This is a genomic window from Flavobacterium saliperosum (assembly GCF_900100625.1).
GTDB classification, from domain to species: Bacteria; Bacteroidota; Bacteroidia; order Flavobacteriales; family Flavobacteriaceae; genus Flavobacterium; species Flavobacterium saliperosum.
In genome coordinates, this window is the sequence record NZ_FMTY01000003.1 from 324,519 (window position 1) to 340,501 (window position 15,983).

Here is a 15,983-nt window from a genome sequence, read left to right on the forward strand (position 1 = left end):
CGGTTTAACCGGGAAAGAGCATTATGCAATCATTATACTTACCGAGATGAAAAGAATATTCCTTGCCTTATTGGTTTTAGGGCAACTGTCATATGGACAGGCTTCAAAGGATACGATGAATGTCAAACAACTTGAAAATGTAGTTGTAACAGCCAGTCGTAGTGTAACCTTAAAAAGAGAGGTTCCTGTAGCCATTTCAAAAATTACACAAAAAACAATCAACGAGACCAAAGCAACGGCGGTTTACGAAATTATAAACAAAACCCCAGGCGTTTTAATGGTCAATTTGGGGAACGAACAACATTCGATGGCCATTCGCCAACCCATGACCACCAATTCCTATTATTTATACCTCGAAGACGGTTTACCTATCCGTCCGATGGGCGTTTTCAATCACAATGCATTATTGGAAATCAATCAGTTCAACCTGCAGAGTATCGAAGTGGTCAAAGGACCGGTTTCATCACTGTACGGACCAGAAGCCGTGGGTGGCGCCGTCAATCTGATTTCCTTAAAACCTTCTTTACAACCCGAGTTCAAATTCGGAATTCAGGCCGACCAATGGGGGTACAAACGGTTTCAGGCAGCCGGAGGGACCACGATTGGAAAAATCGGTTTCTATATTGCCGGATTATCAAGCGCACAACGCGATTCCTGGATGACCTATTCCGATTATAACAAAGACAACATCAACGCCAGAATCGATTACAACATCAACACAAAAACCCGATTGATCGGAACCCTTTTTTACGGAAAATACAATTCCAACATGAGTGGAAGCATCAACGAAAATGATTTTTACAACCGAACCTACAAAAGCACAACCGATTTTGCCTATAGAAAATCCGATGCGTTGCGAAGCAAAATAGCTTTGGAAAGAGATTGGAATGATAATTCGCATTCTTCCGTAACGGCTTTTACCAGAGATAATAAACTAGGTCAGAATCCGGCTTACGGCATTCGTTGGACACAAGGGCAAACGACTGCAAAAGGCGAAATCAATTCCAATGATTTTAAAAGTTATGGTGTGGTGGCGCAACACAATCAGAAATTTAAATTTCTTACTACGACATTGGTTGCCGGAGGATTGTTTGATTATTCTCCCGTAACTTACAATGCGTATCAAATCGATTTGAAAGCGAATCTGAATCCGGGCGGACAAACGGTGAGCAGTTATGAAATTACAGCCGAACGTCCCGACATTCGTTTAGCGGATTACGATGCCAAAATATACAATAAAGCTATCTTTTCACAGTTGAGTTTTAAACCGATAAATAAAGTTTTGGTTACGGTGGGCGGTCGTTATGATAACATGAGTCTGGATTATACCAACAATATTGATACCTTCAGCGGAAGCAAAACCTACGATCAGTTTACGTTTAAATCGGGGGTGAATTACAATCCGTTTGATTTTGCAGGTTTTTACGGGAATTATGCACAAGGCTTTGCACCTCCGGGGCTGACTTCCATTTTCAGGGCAAAACCGGGAACAGGAGGAGCTACAGGTGTTCCGGCAGCGTTTTACTATAATTTGGAGTCGGCCGAATTTGACAATTACGAAGTGGGCGGATGGTTGAGTTTCTTCGGAAAAAAATTAAATATAGAATACTCTCTTTATTATATGGAAGGGAAAAATGAATTGTTGAATATTCGCCAACCGGACAATTCCACGGATTACCAATCGGCCGGAAGAACGCGTCACAAAGGAATTGAATTTGCGGTAAATTACTCTCCGAATGAACAATTCCGATTCAGAGCAGGCGGTACTACCGCACAACACACTTTCATCGATTTTAAAGTTTCGGACAAACCTTCCGATCCGGTTAAAGAGTTGAACGGTTTTGAAATGCCGTCGGCTCCGAAATGGACCGGAAATTCGGAAGTGAGTTATTATCCGAAGTGGTTGCCAAATTTCAGGACGTCAGTAGAATGGCAATTCGTTTCCAGTTGGTATCAGGATCAGATCAATACGGTGAAATATGACGGGTACAATGTTTTTAATGCCCGAGTAGGGTACCGATGGAAAGGGGTTGAATTGTATGTGAATGCCATGAATCTAACCGATAAATTATACGCCTATAATGTGACCAGAGGGAATACGGCATCGGCGGCGCCCAGTTACACGGCAGCTGCACCGAGAACTTTCGTTTTTGGTTTACAGTACCAATTGCAACTTAATAAAAAACAAACGAATGAAAAATAAGCTTCTTTTAGTTTTCGCAATGCTGTTATTTTCATTGCAAAACGGTAATTCCCAAATAACGGAAACGGAGACAAAATCGATTTATTCGGAAGGGGAGGCAACCACCGTTTGTCCGTTTTTCACTTCAGATACTAAAGGACGAATGATGCTGAGTTTCGGTAAAGAGACCAAAGGTAAAGAAGCGGTTCTTTGCTATTCGTTTTTCAATTCCACAGAAAAAAAGTTTGAAATCCCTGTTGAAGTCCCGTCGAGTAGAGGAGTGGAACTTCATGGGGAAAATGTGCCTAAAATGATTGTCAAACCCAACGGGGAAATGATAGCGGTTTGGGGAATCGATAATCCGACACCAAAGAAAAAATACGGTGGATTGGTTCAATATTCCCAATCGTTTGATGCCGGGAAAAGCTGGACACCGGCTACCCAATTGGTGAAAGACACCACCGGAATCGACCAACGTTATTTTGATATTGACCTGCTGCCAAACGGTGAAGTAGCGATTATCTGGCTGGACAACAGAAGTAAAACCGATTTGGATGGCTCTACGTTGTATTATGCCGAAACCAAAGGAAAAAGTGGTTTTCAAAATGAAAAACCCATAGGAGAAACGACATGCCAATGTTGCCGTACCGATTTGTATGTAGGCAAAAACGGCGTGATTTATGCGGCTTACAGGGACATTATCAACGAAGAAATTCGCGATATGGTACTGACTTATTCCTTGGATAACGGAAAGACATTTTCTGTGCCGAAACGTATCAGTCCGGATGATTGGAAAATCAACGGCTGTCCTCATACCGGACCTACAATGACACAAAACACCAGCGGACTGCATTTTGCCTGGTTTACCATGGGTGGCGGAGCAGGGGTTTTTTATGCTAATTCTTCCGATAACGGAATTCGTTTTTCTCAGAGAGAAAGCGTTAGTGACAACCCATCGGCGAAGCATCCGCAAATTGCTACTTTAACTAATGATGTTTTAATTGTGTGGGATGAAACGACGGAAGTTGACGGTAATTATTTCAATAGAATTGGCTTACAACTCAGAAGTCAAAACGGAAAAGTTTTGGATACAAAATTTGTCACATCGACTGAAGGTTCGGCCACATTTCCAATAGTGAAAGCCTTAAATGAAAAGGAGGTGCTGGTTGCTTGGAGTCAGGGTGGTAAAGAAGAAAAGGTGTGTTATAAGGTGGTTCGGATTGAATCGGATGGAAAAAACAACAGTCCGAAATTTTAACCGGAGCCGATTTGAATCCGACATAAAAAATCCCCAATTACAGCGTAGTTGGGGATTTGTATTTAATCTCTTTTCGGATTGTTTTTCTTGTCTCTCTTTTCTTCTTTCTTTTCTTTAGCGGTCTTAAGAGGTTCTTTTTTTACCGTTTTCTTTGCGTCTTGACTTTTTGCCATGATAGTTGTTTTTAATGATAGCGTATCCTTTGCTATTAAAGTAAAGATAGCGAATAAGACGGACAATTCGTTATGAATACTCAAATAGATGAATGGAGTACAAATTATAAACCTAACTGTGTTCTTATTTTCTCGGTAATCACAGCATCAAGCAATTCTTTGTAGTTAGGGTCAAAACTGATGAATTTCCACTTGCCTTCCGTAAAATCGTCTGCAATGGCAACCAGTTTGTCGTTTTTAACGATGTAAAAGGCGTTGCGATCCTTTTCAAAAGTTACGATGGAATTTGGGAAATTCTTATGGATGGATTCCTTTATTTTTTGTTGTGTGGCTTCCGAATTTATTGGTTTTTCATAAGTCATCCTAATGGCATTTTCATAACTCACCACACAATAGAGTCCGTTTTCCAAGGCTTTGATGTCGGAAAAGTCAAAATGAGGAGTACTGTAAACGTAACGGATACTGTAGTTATCGTTTTGAAAAGCGCTGTCCATGGCGCCATACATATCGGCGCGTTGCATGAATTTAAACACCAAGGGATGTGTGAAATTCAGGATGTCGTCAAAGGCCATGTTGTATGTGGCCTCATAGAGCGATTTGGTATCACGCTTTAAGTCATCAACCGATTGCGCAGAATGCACCACGGATACGAGTAACATTAAAAAGGTGATTTTGAAGCGCATCGAAACTAAATTTTTATAAATATAGCAAAACCAATTTACCAGGACAACTGCTCAATGATTTATTATGTTTCTTATAAACCCAACTCGGTTTTTATTTTTTCATTAAAAAGCATATTGAAAAGCTGTCCGCTTTTGTCGTTGTTTAAGAATTTCCATTTGTTTTTGGTCTGTTCATCGGCAATGGCAATCATAGTAGAGCGCATTTTAATGGAAAAAGTATTGGATGCTTTGTCATAGGTAACTTCATCCGCCTTCATGGAAGCCTTAAAGGTCGCTATTAGATCTTCCGCACCTTCCATTGGTGTATTAAATTTCATAGTCATGGCATTATCGTGTTCCACAACACAGAAAAGCTTATTTTCAATTTTTTTGATGTTCCCAAACTTGAAATTGGGTGCTACTGGAATCAGTTTGATTGTAAATTGGTCATTAGCCATCATCTGGTCGAACATTTCTTTCATCTGTTCTTTGGAAACGATTTCGAAAACTTTCGGATAGGTGTGTTCAAAAATGGCATCGAAATTCAAATTAGCAGAGGCTTCATATGTTTTTTGCGCTTCCGTTTTCAGCGAAGTCAAGTCCTGCGCGTGAATGTTCGAAGCAAATGATGCGATAAGCACTAAAAGAAGAAATAGTCTGTTTTTCATGATTTGATTTTTTCAAATATAAAAAATCCCCAACCTAAGTTGAGGATTTTGAGGATTTATTTTTTAAAAACGTTATTCGTTTACCACAATCCATTCGCCGGAAGCCAACATGGGTTCCGCTTTTTTGAATTTCATGGTTTCGGTTTTTCCGCTCATAACGTGTTTGATTGTAACGTTATCGTTACGGTTAATTTTCGGCTGATCACGAACGATGGTTTCAGTTACATGGTGTTGTTGCTGCTGCTGTTGCATTTGCCCAGCTTCACGGTTTCTCGCCGCCAATTCATCCGTATTTAAAACTTCTTCTTTAGAAATCGTATAATCTTCCTGAACCGGTACTTCCTGCGCTTCCTGAATGTTATTCGGGTTTTGCGACGGTAAATCACCTTTGAACAAGAATGAAATCACTTCTTTATTGACACCGTCCAACATGTTTTTGAACAAGTTAAACGCTTCGAATTTATAAATCAACAATGGATCTTTTTGCTCATGAACGGCCAACTGAACCGATTGTTTCAATTCGTCCATCTTGCGTAAGTGTTTCTTCCATGCTTCGTCAACGATGGCTAAGGTGATGTTCTTTTCGAAATCGGCCAACAATGTTTTTCCTTCGGTTAGGTAGGCTTTTTCCAAATCGGTAACCACGTTAAGCGTTTTGATACCGTCAGTAAACGGAACCACGATACGCTCAAACTGACCGTTGTTGTTTTCGTATACGTTTTTAATTACCGGGAAGGCTTCTTTGGCGTTGCGTTCCTGTTTCTCATCGTAATGCGCTAATGCCGCTTTGTAAACTTTTCCGGCGATTTCCATTTCCGAAAGTTTGTTGAAATCACTTTCTGAAACCGGCGACTCGATAGCGAAGTAACGGATCAATTCGAATTCGAAATTTTTGAAATCTTTGGTAACTTTATTGTTTTCCACAAGTAGTTCTGCCAAATCATACATCATGTTGGCCAAATCCACTTTCAGACGTTCTCCGTGTAATGCGTGACGACGACGTTTGTATACTACTTCACGTTGCGCGTTCATAACGTCATCATATTCTAACAAACGTTTACGCGTTCCGAAGTTGTTTTCTTCTACTTTTTTCTGTGCTCTTTCAATCGACTTGGTCATCATCGAGTGCTGAATTACTTCACCTTCTTTGATTCCCATTCTGTCCATTACTTTCGCTACTCTTTCCGAACCGAACAAACGCATCAGGTTATCTTCCAAAGACACATAGAACTGTGAACTTCCCGGATCTCCCTGACGTCCTGCACGACCTCTTAACTGACGGTCTACACGACGTGAATCGTGACGTTCCGTTCCGATAATCGCTAAACCACCAGCGGCTTTCACTTCGGGCGATAATTTAATATCGGTTCCACGACCTGCCATGTTAGTTGCAATCGTCACTACGCCCGGATTACCGGCTTCGGCAACAATCTGTGCTTCCTGTTTGTGTAATTTCGCATTCAATACGTTGTGTGGAACACCGCGCATTTTCAGCATTCGGCTTAATAATTCCGAAATCTCAACCGAAGTGGTACCGATCAGTACCGGTCTTCCTGAAGCTGCAATTTGTTGAACGTCTTCCGCCACCGCGTTGAATTTCTCACGAACGGTACGGTAAATTAAGTCTTCTTTATCTTTACGGGCAATTCCTCTGTTAGTTGGAATTTCCACTACGTCTAATTTGTAAATTTCCCAGAATTCCCCTGCTTCTGTAACAGCAGTACCGGTCATACCCGCTAATTTGCTGTACATACGGAAGTAATTCTGTAATGTGATCGTTGCGAAAGTTTGTGTAGCCGCTTCAATTTTTACGTTTTCTTTGGCTTCAATCGCCTGGTGCAATCCATCAGAATAACGACGACCGTCCATGATACGACCCGTTTGCTCATCGACAATCATGATTTTGTTGTCCATGATAACGTATTCCGTATCTTTTTCGAATAACGTATAGGCTTTTAAAAGTTGCGTTAACGTGTGAATACGCTCGCTTTTTACTCCGAAATCCTGGAACAGTTGTTCTTTGGCTTCTGCTTCTTCTTCTTTGGCCAGTTTTTGTTTTTCGATGTTGGCAATTTCAGTTCCGATATCCGGAAGGATGAAGAAATCATCGGAAGTATCCTGAGAAAGGAATTTGATTCCGTTATCCGTTAATTCTACCTGATTGTTTTTTTCTTCGATTACGAAATACAAGGCTTCATCAACAATCGGCATTTTACGGTTGTTGTCCTGCATGTATTCGTTTTCGGTTTTCTGAAGCAATTGTTTAACGCCTTCTTCCGATAAGAATTTGATTAATGCTTTATTTTTTGGCAAAGCACGGTAAGCTCTTAAAGTCTGGAAACCGGCCTCTTTTGTATTTCCTTCTTTCATTAAGCGTTTTGCTTCGGTAAGGAAGCCATTCGCTAATTGACGCTGAAGGTTATATAAGTTTTCGATTTTCGGTTTTAATTCGTTGAATTCGTGACGGTCACCCTGAGGAACCGGACCGGAAATAATCAACGGTGTACGCGCATCATCAATCAATACGGAATCCACCTCATCGACAATCGCGTAGTTGTGTTTTCTTTGTACCAATTCACCCGGTGTATGTGCCATGTTATCTCTTAGGTAATCGAAACCGAATTCGTTATTGGTTCCGTAAGTGATATCGGCGTTATAGGCACGACGTCTGGCATCAGTATTCGGCTGGTGGTTGTCGATACAATCTACTGTCAAACCGTGGAATTCGAATAAAGGTGCTTTCCACGTGCTGTCACGTTTGGCAAGGTAATCATTCACGGTTACCAGGTGTACTCCGTTTCCGGTTAAGGCATTTAAGTACATTGGTAAAGTCGCAACCAAAGTTTTACCTTCACCCGTTTGCATCTCGGCAATTTTACCCTGATGTAAAACGGTACCACCAATTAACTGAACATCGTAGTGAATCATGTCCCAAGTGATGGCTTTTCCTGCCGCATCCCATGAGTTCGCCCAAACCGAGTTGTCACCTTCAATAGTGATATACGATTTAGTTGCGGATAATTCGCGGTCTTTTGGTGTAGCCGTTACCGTAATTTGTGTGTTTTCTTTGAAACGACGTGCGGTTTCTTTTACTACAGCAAAGGCTTCCGGAAGGATGTCGCTCAATACTTTTTCAGAGATTTCATAAGCTTCTTTTTCAATTCCATCAATAACGGCATAGATATCTTCTTTTTTGTCAATATCTGCGGTAGCTTCAACTTCCTGTTTTAAAGCTTCGATTTTAGCATCTTGTTCCGCACGGGCAGCTTTGATCTGTTCTTTGAAATACGTTGTTTTTGCTCTCAGTTCGTCATTCGATAAGGCTGCTAAAGCACCTTCGAAAGACTTTATTTTGGCAATAATCGGTTGAATTGCTTTTACGTCTTTTTGGGATTTGTCACCCACAAAAGCTTTTAATATGCTGTTTATGAAACTCATAATCTGGTTTGGTTTATATTCAAATAAATGTGTGCAAATTTACACAAAAAAAAAGCCTCGTGAGAGACTTTTTCGCTGTGCGTTTATTTTTTAATACTCATCCTCGTTCCAAAGGTAATCTTCGTCGGTTGGATAGTCTGGCCATATCTCTTCCATTGATTCGTAGATTTCCCCTTCGTCTTCTATCGATTGCAGGTTTTCCACTACTTCTAATGGCGCTCCGGTTCTGATAGCATAGTCGATAAGTTCATCTTTTGTGGCTGGCCACGGGGCATCACTTAAATAAGACGCCAATTCTAATGTCCAATACATCTTTGATTGATTTATAGTTTTATGCAAAAATAAATTTTATACTGAAAAAATCAAGTAAAATTTCTTTTATTTTAAAAAAAGTTAAGAACGTCTTGTTCAGACTGCAGCATTTAGACATCAGACTGCAGTTTTGTTTCAATGAAATACTGCTTTCTGCTACCTGCAATCTGACTGCTGCTTACTGTTTACGCGGAATCCATTTCACTTCGTCAGCGTGCAGGTCATGGGACAACTTTCGTGCCAAGACGAAAAGGTAGTCAGAAAGTCGGTTCAGGTAGGTTAAAACCATCTCGTCGATGACTTCAATTTCGTGTAATTGCGTGGCTAAACGCTCGGCGCGACGGCATACACAGCGGGCTATATGACAATATGACACAGTGGTGTGACCGCCCGGCAATACAAAATGCGTCATTGGCGGTAAAGCCTGATCCATGGTGTCAATTTCGTTTTCCAAGAAGGTAACATCTTCATCGGAAATCCGGTTGATGTTTAGCCGTTGTTGACCATTTTTTAGAATTTCTTTTTCGGGTGGCGTGGCCAAAATAGCGCCTACAGTAAACAAGCGGTCCTGAATTTCGATTAACACGTTTTTATACAACGGATTGATGTCCTGATCGCGGATTAATCCGATATAGGAGTTCAATTCGTCTACGGTGCCGTAGCTTTCTATGCGGATGTGGTGTTTGGGTACGCGGGTTCCGCCGAATAGGGCCGTGGTTCCTTTATCGCCGGTTTTGGTATATACTTTCATCTCATTAGACTTTATTTGTTATTGGTATTCGATGCAACTCGCCAAAAGCTCGTGTCATTTTTATGAGTTGCTAAGTGTCAAAGTTGCTAAGTTACTGAGTTTTTTGAGGAGTAACCAAAAATAAAAGACAAATCCTGACTAGCCCCGACAGCAGCGGCATCGTGTAGAGCGGATGGCGGGAATAGGGATAGCCAATATATCCCGAACCATTCGCTTCAAAAGAAACATAATTAAAAGTTTGAATTTAGTTAGCAATTAACCAAATCCACCAATAACCAAATTTGCTACCTATTAGGACTGTCGCTTTCAATCACGCCGTCTCTTAACCGAATGATGCGGTGGGCATGTTTCGCGATGTCTTCCTCGTGGGTTACCAAAATAACGGTGTTTCCGTTGGCGTGGATTTCGTCGAAAAGATTCATGATTTCCACTGAGGTTTTACTGTCTAAGTTTCCGGTGGGTTCATCAGCAAGGATGATGGACGGATGGTTAACCAAAGCTCTTGCGACGGCCACACGCTGGCGTTGTCCACCCGAAAGCTGATTGGGTTGATGATCCATACGATCGGACAATCCTACTTGCGTGAGTACTTCGGTGGAGCGATGATTTCTTTCCTGTTTTGAGTATCCGGCATACACCATGGGTAAAGCCACATTGTCCAAAGCTGTGGTTCTTGGTAAAAGGTTGAAGGTTTGGAATACGAATCCGATTTCCTTGTTACGGATTTCGGCCAGTTCGTCGTCTTCCATTTTGCTTACGTCTTTCCCGTTTAAAATATAGGAGCCGGCAGTTGGGGTGTCCAGACAGCCTAAAATGTTCATTAAGGTCGATTTTCCGGATCCCGAAGGCCCCATCAAGGCAACATATTCTCCTTTGTTGATGTGTAAATCGATACCCTTTAAAACGTAGACGGTTTCGTTTCCAAGAGGGAAATCTCTTGTGATTCCTTTTATTTCTATGATGGTTTTTGACATTTTGGCTTATTTTCAGTTTTTAAAAGTACAAAAACGAATTTTTATACAGTTATAAGTAGAAAATTTTCACTTTTTGTTACAGGGAAATAAAAAAGCTCCCCGTTGATAAGACGGGAAGCCTAAAAAAAGTATTTGCTGTAATCATCTGCAGATGCGACTTAAAGCAATTTAAAGTTATTGATTTTCAGTAAATTATATTCATTGAAAGATGTTATATCTTTGTTAAAATAGTGTGTCTGTCGGGTTAGGTTCTGATGGTAAAATGTTCTTTCTCCTGCTCGTATCTAAAGAAAACCAAGCCCCATTGAAAAGTATCTATCGTAACGGTCACTTTAGGATGGTTTTTGATGATTTCCCAGGCGGCTTCCATGTCGGCCGACCAATGAATGTCGTCGAAAATCCACACCGTTTCGTTGGTAATTGTGGGTAAAAGAAGTTCAAAATAGTCTAAAGTGGCCTTTTTGGAATGATTACCGTCGAAATAGATCAGTTGGTAGTGTTCCGTCCCGATAGCTATCGGTATCAGTTGCCTGTTTTTGAAGTATTCGGTAAATTCAGTTACAACGGATTCAACATTATTAAAATTAAACTTTTGAAACTGCAATTGTGCCTGACCTGCCGTTTGCGGACAACCTTCCAACGTGATGATTTTTGCTTTCGGATTTCCCAAGGAAAGGGCAGCAGTGGCCAGTCCTAAAGAGGTTCCGATTTCCAGTATGTTATCCGGTTGGAAATAATTGACGATTCGGTACAACAGTTCTGCCCGTTTCGAAGTGATTCCGGCGGTTTGTGCGATTTTGGAAATCTGACGCGTATTGGACTTGAAAACGCGTGATCCGGCTCCAAAATCGGTAACTTCAATTGTGTTTTTATTGCGGAGTAATTCGTTTCGATAGGCTTTCAGAATTTTATATTGCTTCGCCAGTTCGCTCTCGCTCGGGTCCGGTTTCGATTTTCGGTCATAAAAACATTTCGTTACCAAACTATACACGAAGGGTGAATGCACTCCGTGTTGATTTTTGGAATTCCAAAGGAAATTAAAGTAAGCTTTGATTTGAAATAGCATAGTTATAACAATGTTTCACAAAAACGGGGCGAAGATACGAAGCCATTTCAGAAACATTGAATCGTTTACAGTAAAAAGTTGAAACCAGATTTAAAAACTATATTTGCAGCCTTGGCCGTTTTGCCAGGATTGATACTTGTTTTTTATGATGAAGAAGGATGAAACCGAAAATTTGAAGGCCATAACTTCGGAGGAAATTGACAAATGCATTGCGCTATTGACGCAATTAACTACCGATACCGACCAGATATTTGATATTCCGAAAGAGCAGCGAACCGCATTGATTAAAGCCGCAGGACAATTCTCCAGACCGGATCGCGATGAGCTTTCCCGCAGAAAAAAGGACGGAAGACTAGTCGCCAAACGTAAAAAGGAAAACGCAGACAAAACCGCTCGTAAAGAAACCGGAATCCGTCATGCGCGTGAAGCGAGTATCTTTATTGCTCCGAAATTACTGGCGCCAACAGATCTTGCCAATAAAGAACAATTGGAGTTAGAAACGCCCAGAAATTGTTATGTCTGCAAGACCTCTTTCACTAAACTACACCATTTTTACGATACCATGTGTACCGATTGCGGCGATTTTAATTATGCCAAACGTTTTCAGACGGCAAATGTCAAAGGACAAATTGCAGTTATTACCGGTTCCCGTTTAAAAATCGGATACCACATTACACTGATGCTTTTACGCGGCGGGGCAACCGTTATCGCGACTACCCGTTTTCCGGTAGATTCTGCCATACGTTTTGCCAAGGAAGCGGATTTTATGGAATGGGGACATCGGTTAAAAATTCACGGACTGGATTTACGTCATATTCCCAGCGTAGAGATTTTCTGCAATTTTATTGAACAGAAATACGGGCGATTGGATATTCTTATCAATAATGCAGCGCAAACCGTACGACGCCCAGCCGGATTTTATACGCATTTAATGGAGAATGAAGAACGACCGGTTGCATCGTTGTCAAAACAAGTCCAAGACCTGTTAGTGGATCATACCGATTGTTTACAGGAGTTAAAAGTACTGACCTCCGGAGCTTCTTCCAATCAGAATATGCCGGTAACCTGGCACGGACCGGAGCCGGGAATCGGGTTGCGGGCTTCGGCTAAATTGTCTCAAATTCCATATTCTTTCGATAACGCGTTAGTGGCGAATGAAGTTTTTCCGGAAGGACAATTGGATGCCGATTTACAACAAGTCGATTTAAGAAAAACCAACAGCTGGCGTTTAAAACTGGGTGAAATAGAAACGACTGAAATGATAGAGGTGCAGCTTGTGAATGCTGTAGCACCTTTTGTGTTGTGTAATCGCCTTGCGGAAGTGATGAAGAAGGACAACACGGGACAAAAGCACATTATCAATGTTTCGGCGATGGAAGGCAAGTTTTATCATGGCTATAAAGATGCCCGTCATCCACACACCAATATGGCTAAAGCGGCCCTGAATATGTTAACCCACACGGCTGCAGGTGAATTGGCAAAACAGGGCATTTTTATGAATGCGGTAGATACCGGTTGGGTTACCGATGAAGATCCGGCCGAAATGGCAAAAAGAAAACAGGAAGAAGAAGATTTTCAGCCGCCGTTAGACATTGTGGATGGTGCTGCAAGAGTGATGGATCCTTTGTTCGATGGAATCAATACGGGAAAACACTGGAGCGGGAAATTTTTGAAAGATTACGTGCCGATAGCTTGGTAATACGCTGTTACCAAATAAAAAACCACAATGAAATTTGATTCTATTGTGGTTTTTGCTTTATCTATCAGCTTTAGTTTTTACTTTGCTAACTGCTAACTGCTAACTGCTAACTGCTAACTGCTAACTGCTAACTGAACACTGATTTACCCTTCAATCTTAGCGGAAAGTTCAAACCAGCGCTCTTCTTTCTCTTCCATCTTCTTAATCACATTCTGCAATTCGTTCGCTTTCTTCTCAATATCCGCATCGGCCACTTTCCCGTCCGAAAACAATTGCTCGATTTCTTTTTTCTTCAGCTCCAACTCTTTGATTTCGCGTTCGATTTTTTGAAATTCCTTCTGTTCGTTAAACGATAAACCCGAAGTATTATTTTGCTGTTTCCAGTCTTTCTTTTCAGCTTTGTTTTCCTCTTTCTGTGCTACATCGGCACTGTCTTCATACGCTCTGAAATCGGAGTAATTTCCAGGGAAGTTTTCAATCTCACCCTGACCTCGGAATACGAATAAATGATCCACGATTTTGTCCATGAAATAACGGTCGTGACTTACAACCAACAAGCACCCCGGATAATCCAAAAGGAAACTTTCCAATACGTTTAGTGTTACGATATCCAAATCGTTTGTCGGCTCATCCAGAATCAGGAAGTTCGGATTCTGAATCAAAACCGTACACAAATACAAACGTTTCAATTCACCACCGCTTAGTTTTTCTACGAAATCGTATTGCTTTTTTGAATCAAAAAGAAAACGCTCCAACAATTGCGAAGCCGAAATAATGCGTCCTTTCGCCAGCGGAATGTATTCACCGTATTCTTTAATAATGTCAATTACACGTTGTCCCGGTTTCGGATTGATACCGCTTTGCGTATAATAACCGATTTTAATCGTGTCTCCAACCACCACTTTTCCTCCGTCAAGCGGAATGGTTCCGGTTAACAGGTTTAAGAACGTCGATTTTCCGGTTCCGTTTTTCCCGATGATGCCAATTCGTGCACCACGTTGAAAGTCAAAACTAAAATTGTCCAGAATCACATGGTCGCCAAACTTCTTTGAAATCTTGTGAAGCTCGATAATCTTGCTACCCATACGCTCCATGTTAATTTCCAACTCGACCACATTCTCTTTTCTACGGCTTTCCGCTTTTTCCTTGATTACGTAGAAATCATCCTGACGCGATTTCGATTTGGTCGTACGCGCTTTCGGCTGACGACGCATCCAAGCCAATTCCTTGACGAAAAGATTCTGTGCCTTATCGATACTCGCATTTTCCGAAGTGATGCGTTCTTCTTTTTTCTCTAAATAGTAAGAGTAATTTCCTTTGTATTGGTATAATTTTCCGTTGTCCAATTCGATGATTTCGTTACAAACACGCTCCAAAAAGAAACGGTCGTGCGTTACCATGAACAACGTAATATTTTCTTTGGCAAAATAACTTTCCAACCATTCGATCATTTCCAAATCCAAGTGATTCGTAGGCTCATCCAAAATCAATAAGTCGGGGCGACTGATAAGAATAATCGCCAGCGACAGACGTTTTTTCTGTCCACCCGAAAGGTTTTTTACCTTCAGTTTAAAGTCTTCCAACTTCAATTTGAACAAAATCTGTTTGAATTGCGTTTCAAAATCCCACGCATTGTGACGGTCCATGTTGTCGAAAGCTTTTTGATATGCTTCTTCGTCTTCCGGATGTTCCAACGCTTTTTCGTATTGCTCGATTACTTTCAGAATTTCATTGTCCGAAGCGAAAATACTTTCCTCAATCGTCAGTTCGTCCTGCAAATTATGGTCCTGCGACAAAAACGCCATTTTGATGTCCTTGCGCACTACCACTTGTCCTGTATCGGGTTCGTCCTCGCCGTTTATGATTTTCATAATACAGGTTTTTCCCGAACCGTTTTTGGCAATAAAAGCGATTTTCTGGTCTTTGTTAATCCCGAACGAAATGTCTTTGAACAAGGTTCTTTCGCCAAACGATTTTGATATGTTTTCTACTGAAAGGTAATTCACAATGCTAAATTTTCTGCAAAAGTACGCTATTATATTGCGAATTAAAAATGGTGAGGTTTTGAAGCGAATGGCTTGGTATGTTTTTGGAAACCGTTTTCCCGCTGTCCGCTTTATCCGCTAAGGCGGGATACCGCTCCCATCGGGGCTATTCGGGAAATGTCTTTTGTGTTTTTTACCGAAACAATTTTCCTTCTGTCGGATTTCAAACAACCCGCAATCAATTATTAAGTACCTTTGTATGGTTAAAACAATGGAGGAAACGGAATGAAAAAAATACTTTTATTGCTGGTTTTCAGTCATGTTATTGGGTTGGCCCAAAAAGGATATCCCATTCCTCCGGATGCGGACGAACGTTTGTTTTACATTCAGCACAGTGACAATCATAATACTTTTGTATACGATGTTAATTTTTCCGAAAACAACAAGGTTAACGATATTGAGCCTATCAGAATTTACAGGATTGCCTATACAAAGGGTGGGGTAAAGGAAGAGTTGAGCAGTATGCAGCGAAAGTTTGCTTACGGAATTACGTTTAAAAAAATAAAAGAAAGTCACTACGAGTTTACGCTGGTTGCCTATCCCGAAAAGAAACTGTATCTCGAATTGGATTCAAAAGGGAAACCACAGGTAAAAACCATCGTTAACGGAAAGAAAATGATTGTCAGACGGATGTTTATCACTAAATCGGCCACCAAATCGGTCAAACCCAAAATAGATTTTATTGATTTCTACGGAAACAACGAGATTGGGAACGGCGAAATGAAAGAACGCTTCTATCTGTAAAAAATAAGCAA

Annotated in this window: 12 protein-coding genes; 4 read left to right on the plus strand and 8 right to left on the minus strand. The window is 41.0% G+C overall.

Annotated features, from left to right (window positions below; genetic code table 11):
- The first annotated feature begins 46 nt into the window (after positions 1–46).
- On the plus strand, positions 47–2,203 hold the full coding sequence (locus BLQ05_RS07815; protein WP_035654708.1) for a TonB-dependent receptor: 2,157 nt from the start codon (positions 47–49) through the stop codon (positions 2,201–2,203).
- Positions 2,193–3,440: a sialidase family protein gene (locus BLQ05_RS07820; protein ID WP_035654707.1), complete on the plus strand. Its 1,248-nt coding sequence runs from the start codon at positions 2,193–2,195 to the stop codon at positions 3,438–3,440. Before BLQ05_RS07815 ends, BLQ05_RS07820 begins: the two co-directional genes overlap by 11 nt.
- A 277-nt stretch (positions 3,441–3,717) precedes the next feature.
- On the opposite strand, the gene BLQ05_RS07825 is transcribed toward BLQ05_RS07820, so the two are convergent.
- The 7 genes from BLQ05_RS07825 to BLQ05_RS07855 form a co-directional block, all read right to left on the minus strand.
- Positions 3,718–4,272: a hypothetical protein gene (locus BLQ05_RS07825; protein ID WP_143000924.1), complete on the minus strand. Its 555-nt coding sequence runs from the start codon at positions 4,270–4,272 to the stop codon at positions 3,718–3,720.
- 95 nt (positions 4,273–4,367) lie between these two features.
- The gene (locus BLQ05_RS07830) at positions 4,368–4,943 is read right to left on the minus strand and encodes a hypothetical protein (protein WP_023577091.1); all 576 of its coding nucleotides are present in this window, start codon (positions 4,941–4,943) and stop codon (positions 4,368–4,370) included.
- Positions 4,944–5,015: 72 nt separating this feature from the next.
- Positions 5,016–8,381, minus strand: a complete 3,366-nt coding sequence (gene secA, locus BLQ05_RS07835; RefSeq protein ID WP_023577090.1) for a preprotein translocase subunit SecA — start codon at positions 8,379–8,381, stop codon at positions 5,016–5,018.
- 90 nt (positions 8,382–8,471) lie between these two features.
- The gene (locus tag BLQ05_RS07840; RefSeq protein WP_002986941.1) at positions 8,472–8,693 is read right to left on the minus strand and encodes a DUF2795 domain-containing protein; all 222 of its coding nucleotides are present in this window, start codon (positions 8,691–8,693) and stop codon (positions 8,472–8,474) included.
- A 178-nt stretch (positions 8,694–8,871) separates the two neighbouring features.
- Entirely contained in the window at positions 8,872–9,444 is a 573-nt protein-coding gene (locus BLQ05_RS07845) for a cob(I)yrinic acid a,c-diamide adenosyltransferase (protein WP_023577088.1), read from the minus strand.
- A gap of 284 nt (positions 9,445–9,728) precedes the next feature.
- Positions 9,729–10,418, minus strand: coding sequence for an ABC transporter ATP-binding protein (locus BLQ05_RS07850; protein ID WP_023577087.1), 690 nt, complete (start codon positions 10,416–10,418; stop codon positions 9,729–9,731).
- A 244-nt stretch (positions 10,419–10,662) separates the two neighbouring features.
- Positions 10,663–11,484 carry an O-methyltransferase gene (locus tag BLQ05_RS07855; protein ID WP_023577086.1) on the minus strand — a complete coding sequence of 274 codons (822 nt, stop codon included), beginning with the start codon at positions 11,482–11,484 and terminating at the stop codon, positions 10,663–10,665.
- 148 nt (positions 11,485–11,632) lie between these two features.
- Between BLQ05_RS07855 and BLQ05_RS07860 the strand changes: the two genes are divergently transcribed.
- Positions 11,633–13,183: an SDR family oxidoreductase gene (locus BLQ05_RS07860; RefSeq protein ID WP_035654733.1), complete on the plus strand. Its 1,551-nt coding sequence runs from the start codon at positions 11,633–11,635 to the stop codon at positions 13,181–13,183.
- Positions 13,184–13,326: 143 nt separating this feature from the next.
- Here BLQ05_RS07860 and BLQ05_RS07865 read toward each other — a convergent pair whose 3' ends face one another.
- Positions 13,327–15,189, minus strand: a complete 1,863-nt coding sequence (locus tag BLQ05_RS07865) for an ABC-F family ATP-binding cassette domain-containing protein (protein ID WP_023577084.1) — start codon at positions 15,187–15,189, stop codon at positions 13,327–13,329.
- Between the two features lie 264 nt (positions 15,190–15,453).
- On the opposite strand from BLQ05_RS07865, the gene BLQ05_RS07870 reads away from it, so the two are divergent.
- Positions 15,454–15,972, plus strand: a complete 519-nt coding sequence (locus BLQ05_RS07870; RefSeq protein ID WP_023577082.1) for a DUF4833 domain-containing protein — start codon at positions 15,454–15,456, stop codon at positions 15,970–15,972.
- Positions 15,973–15,983 lie beyond the last annotated feature (11 nt).

What these genes read in the sequence shown, in the direction of transcription:
- BLQ05_RS07815 (WP_035654708.1), top strand. Translation starts at nt 47, where the DNA reads ATGAAAAGAATATTCCTTGCCTTATTGGTTTTAGGGCAACTGTCATAT.
- BLQ05_RS07820 (WP_035654707.1), top strand. Translation starts at nt 2,193, where the DNA reads ATGAAAAATAAGCTTCTTTTAGTTTTCGCAATGCTGTTATTTTCATTG.
- BLQ05_RS07825 (WP_143000924.1), bottom strand. Translation starts at nt 4,272, where the DNA reads ATGTTACTCGTATCCGTGGTGCATTCTGCGCAATCGGTTGATGACTTA.
- BLQ05_RS07830 (WP_023577091.1), bottom strand. Translation starts at nt 4,943, where the DNA reads ATGAAAAACAGACTATTTCTTCTTTTAGTGCTTATCGCATCATTTGCT.
- secA (WP_023577090.1), bottom strand. Translation starts at nt 8,381, where the DNA reads ATGAGTTTCATAAACAGCATATTAAAAGCTTTTGTGGGTGACAAATCC.
- BLQ05_RS07840 (WP_002986941.1), bottom strand. Translation starts at nt 8,693, where the DNA reads ATGTATTGGACATTAGAATTGGCGTCTTATTTAAGTGATGCCCCGTGG.
- BLQ05_RS07845 (WP_023577088.1), bottom strand. Translation starts at nt 9,444, where the DNA reads ATGAAAGTATATACCAAAACCGGCGATAAAGGAACCACGGCCCTATTC.
- BLQ05_RS07850 (WP_023577087.1), bottom strand. Translation starts at nt 10,418, where the DNA reads ATGTCAAAAACCATCATAGAAATAAAAGGAATCACAAGAGATTTCCCT.
- BLQ05_RS07855 (WP_023577086.1), bottom strand. Translation starts at nt 11,484, where the DNA reads ATGCTATTTCAAATCAAAGCTTACTTTAATTTCCTTTGGAATTCCAAA.
- BLQ05_RS07860 (WP_035654733.1), top strand. Translation starts at nt 11,633, where the DNA reads ATGAAGAAGGATGAAACCGAAAATTTGAAGGCCATAACTTCGGAGGAA.
- BLQ05_RS07870 (WP_023577082.1), top strand. Translation starts at nt 15,454, where the DNA reads ATGAAAAAAATACTTTTATTGCTGGTTTTCAGTCATGTTATTGGGTTG.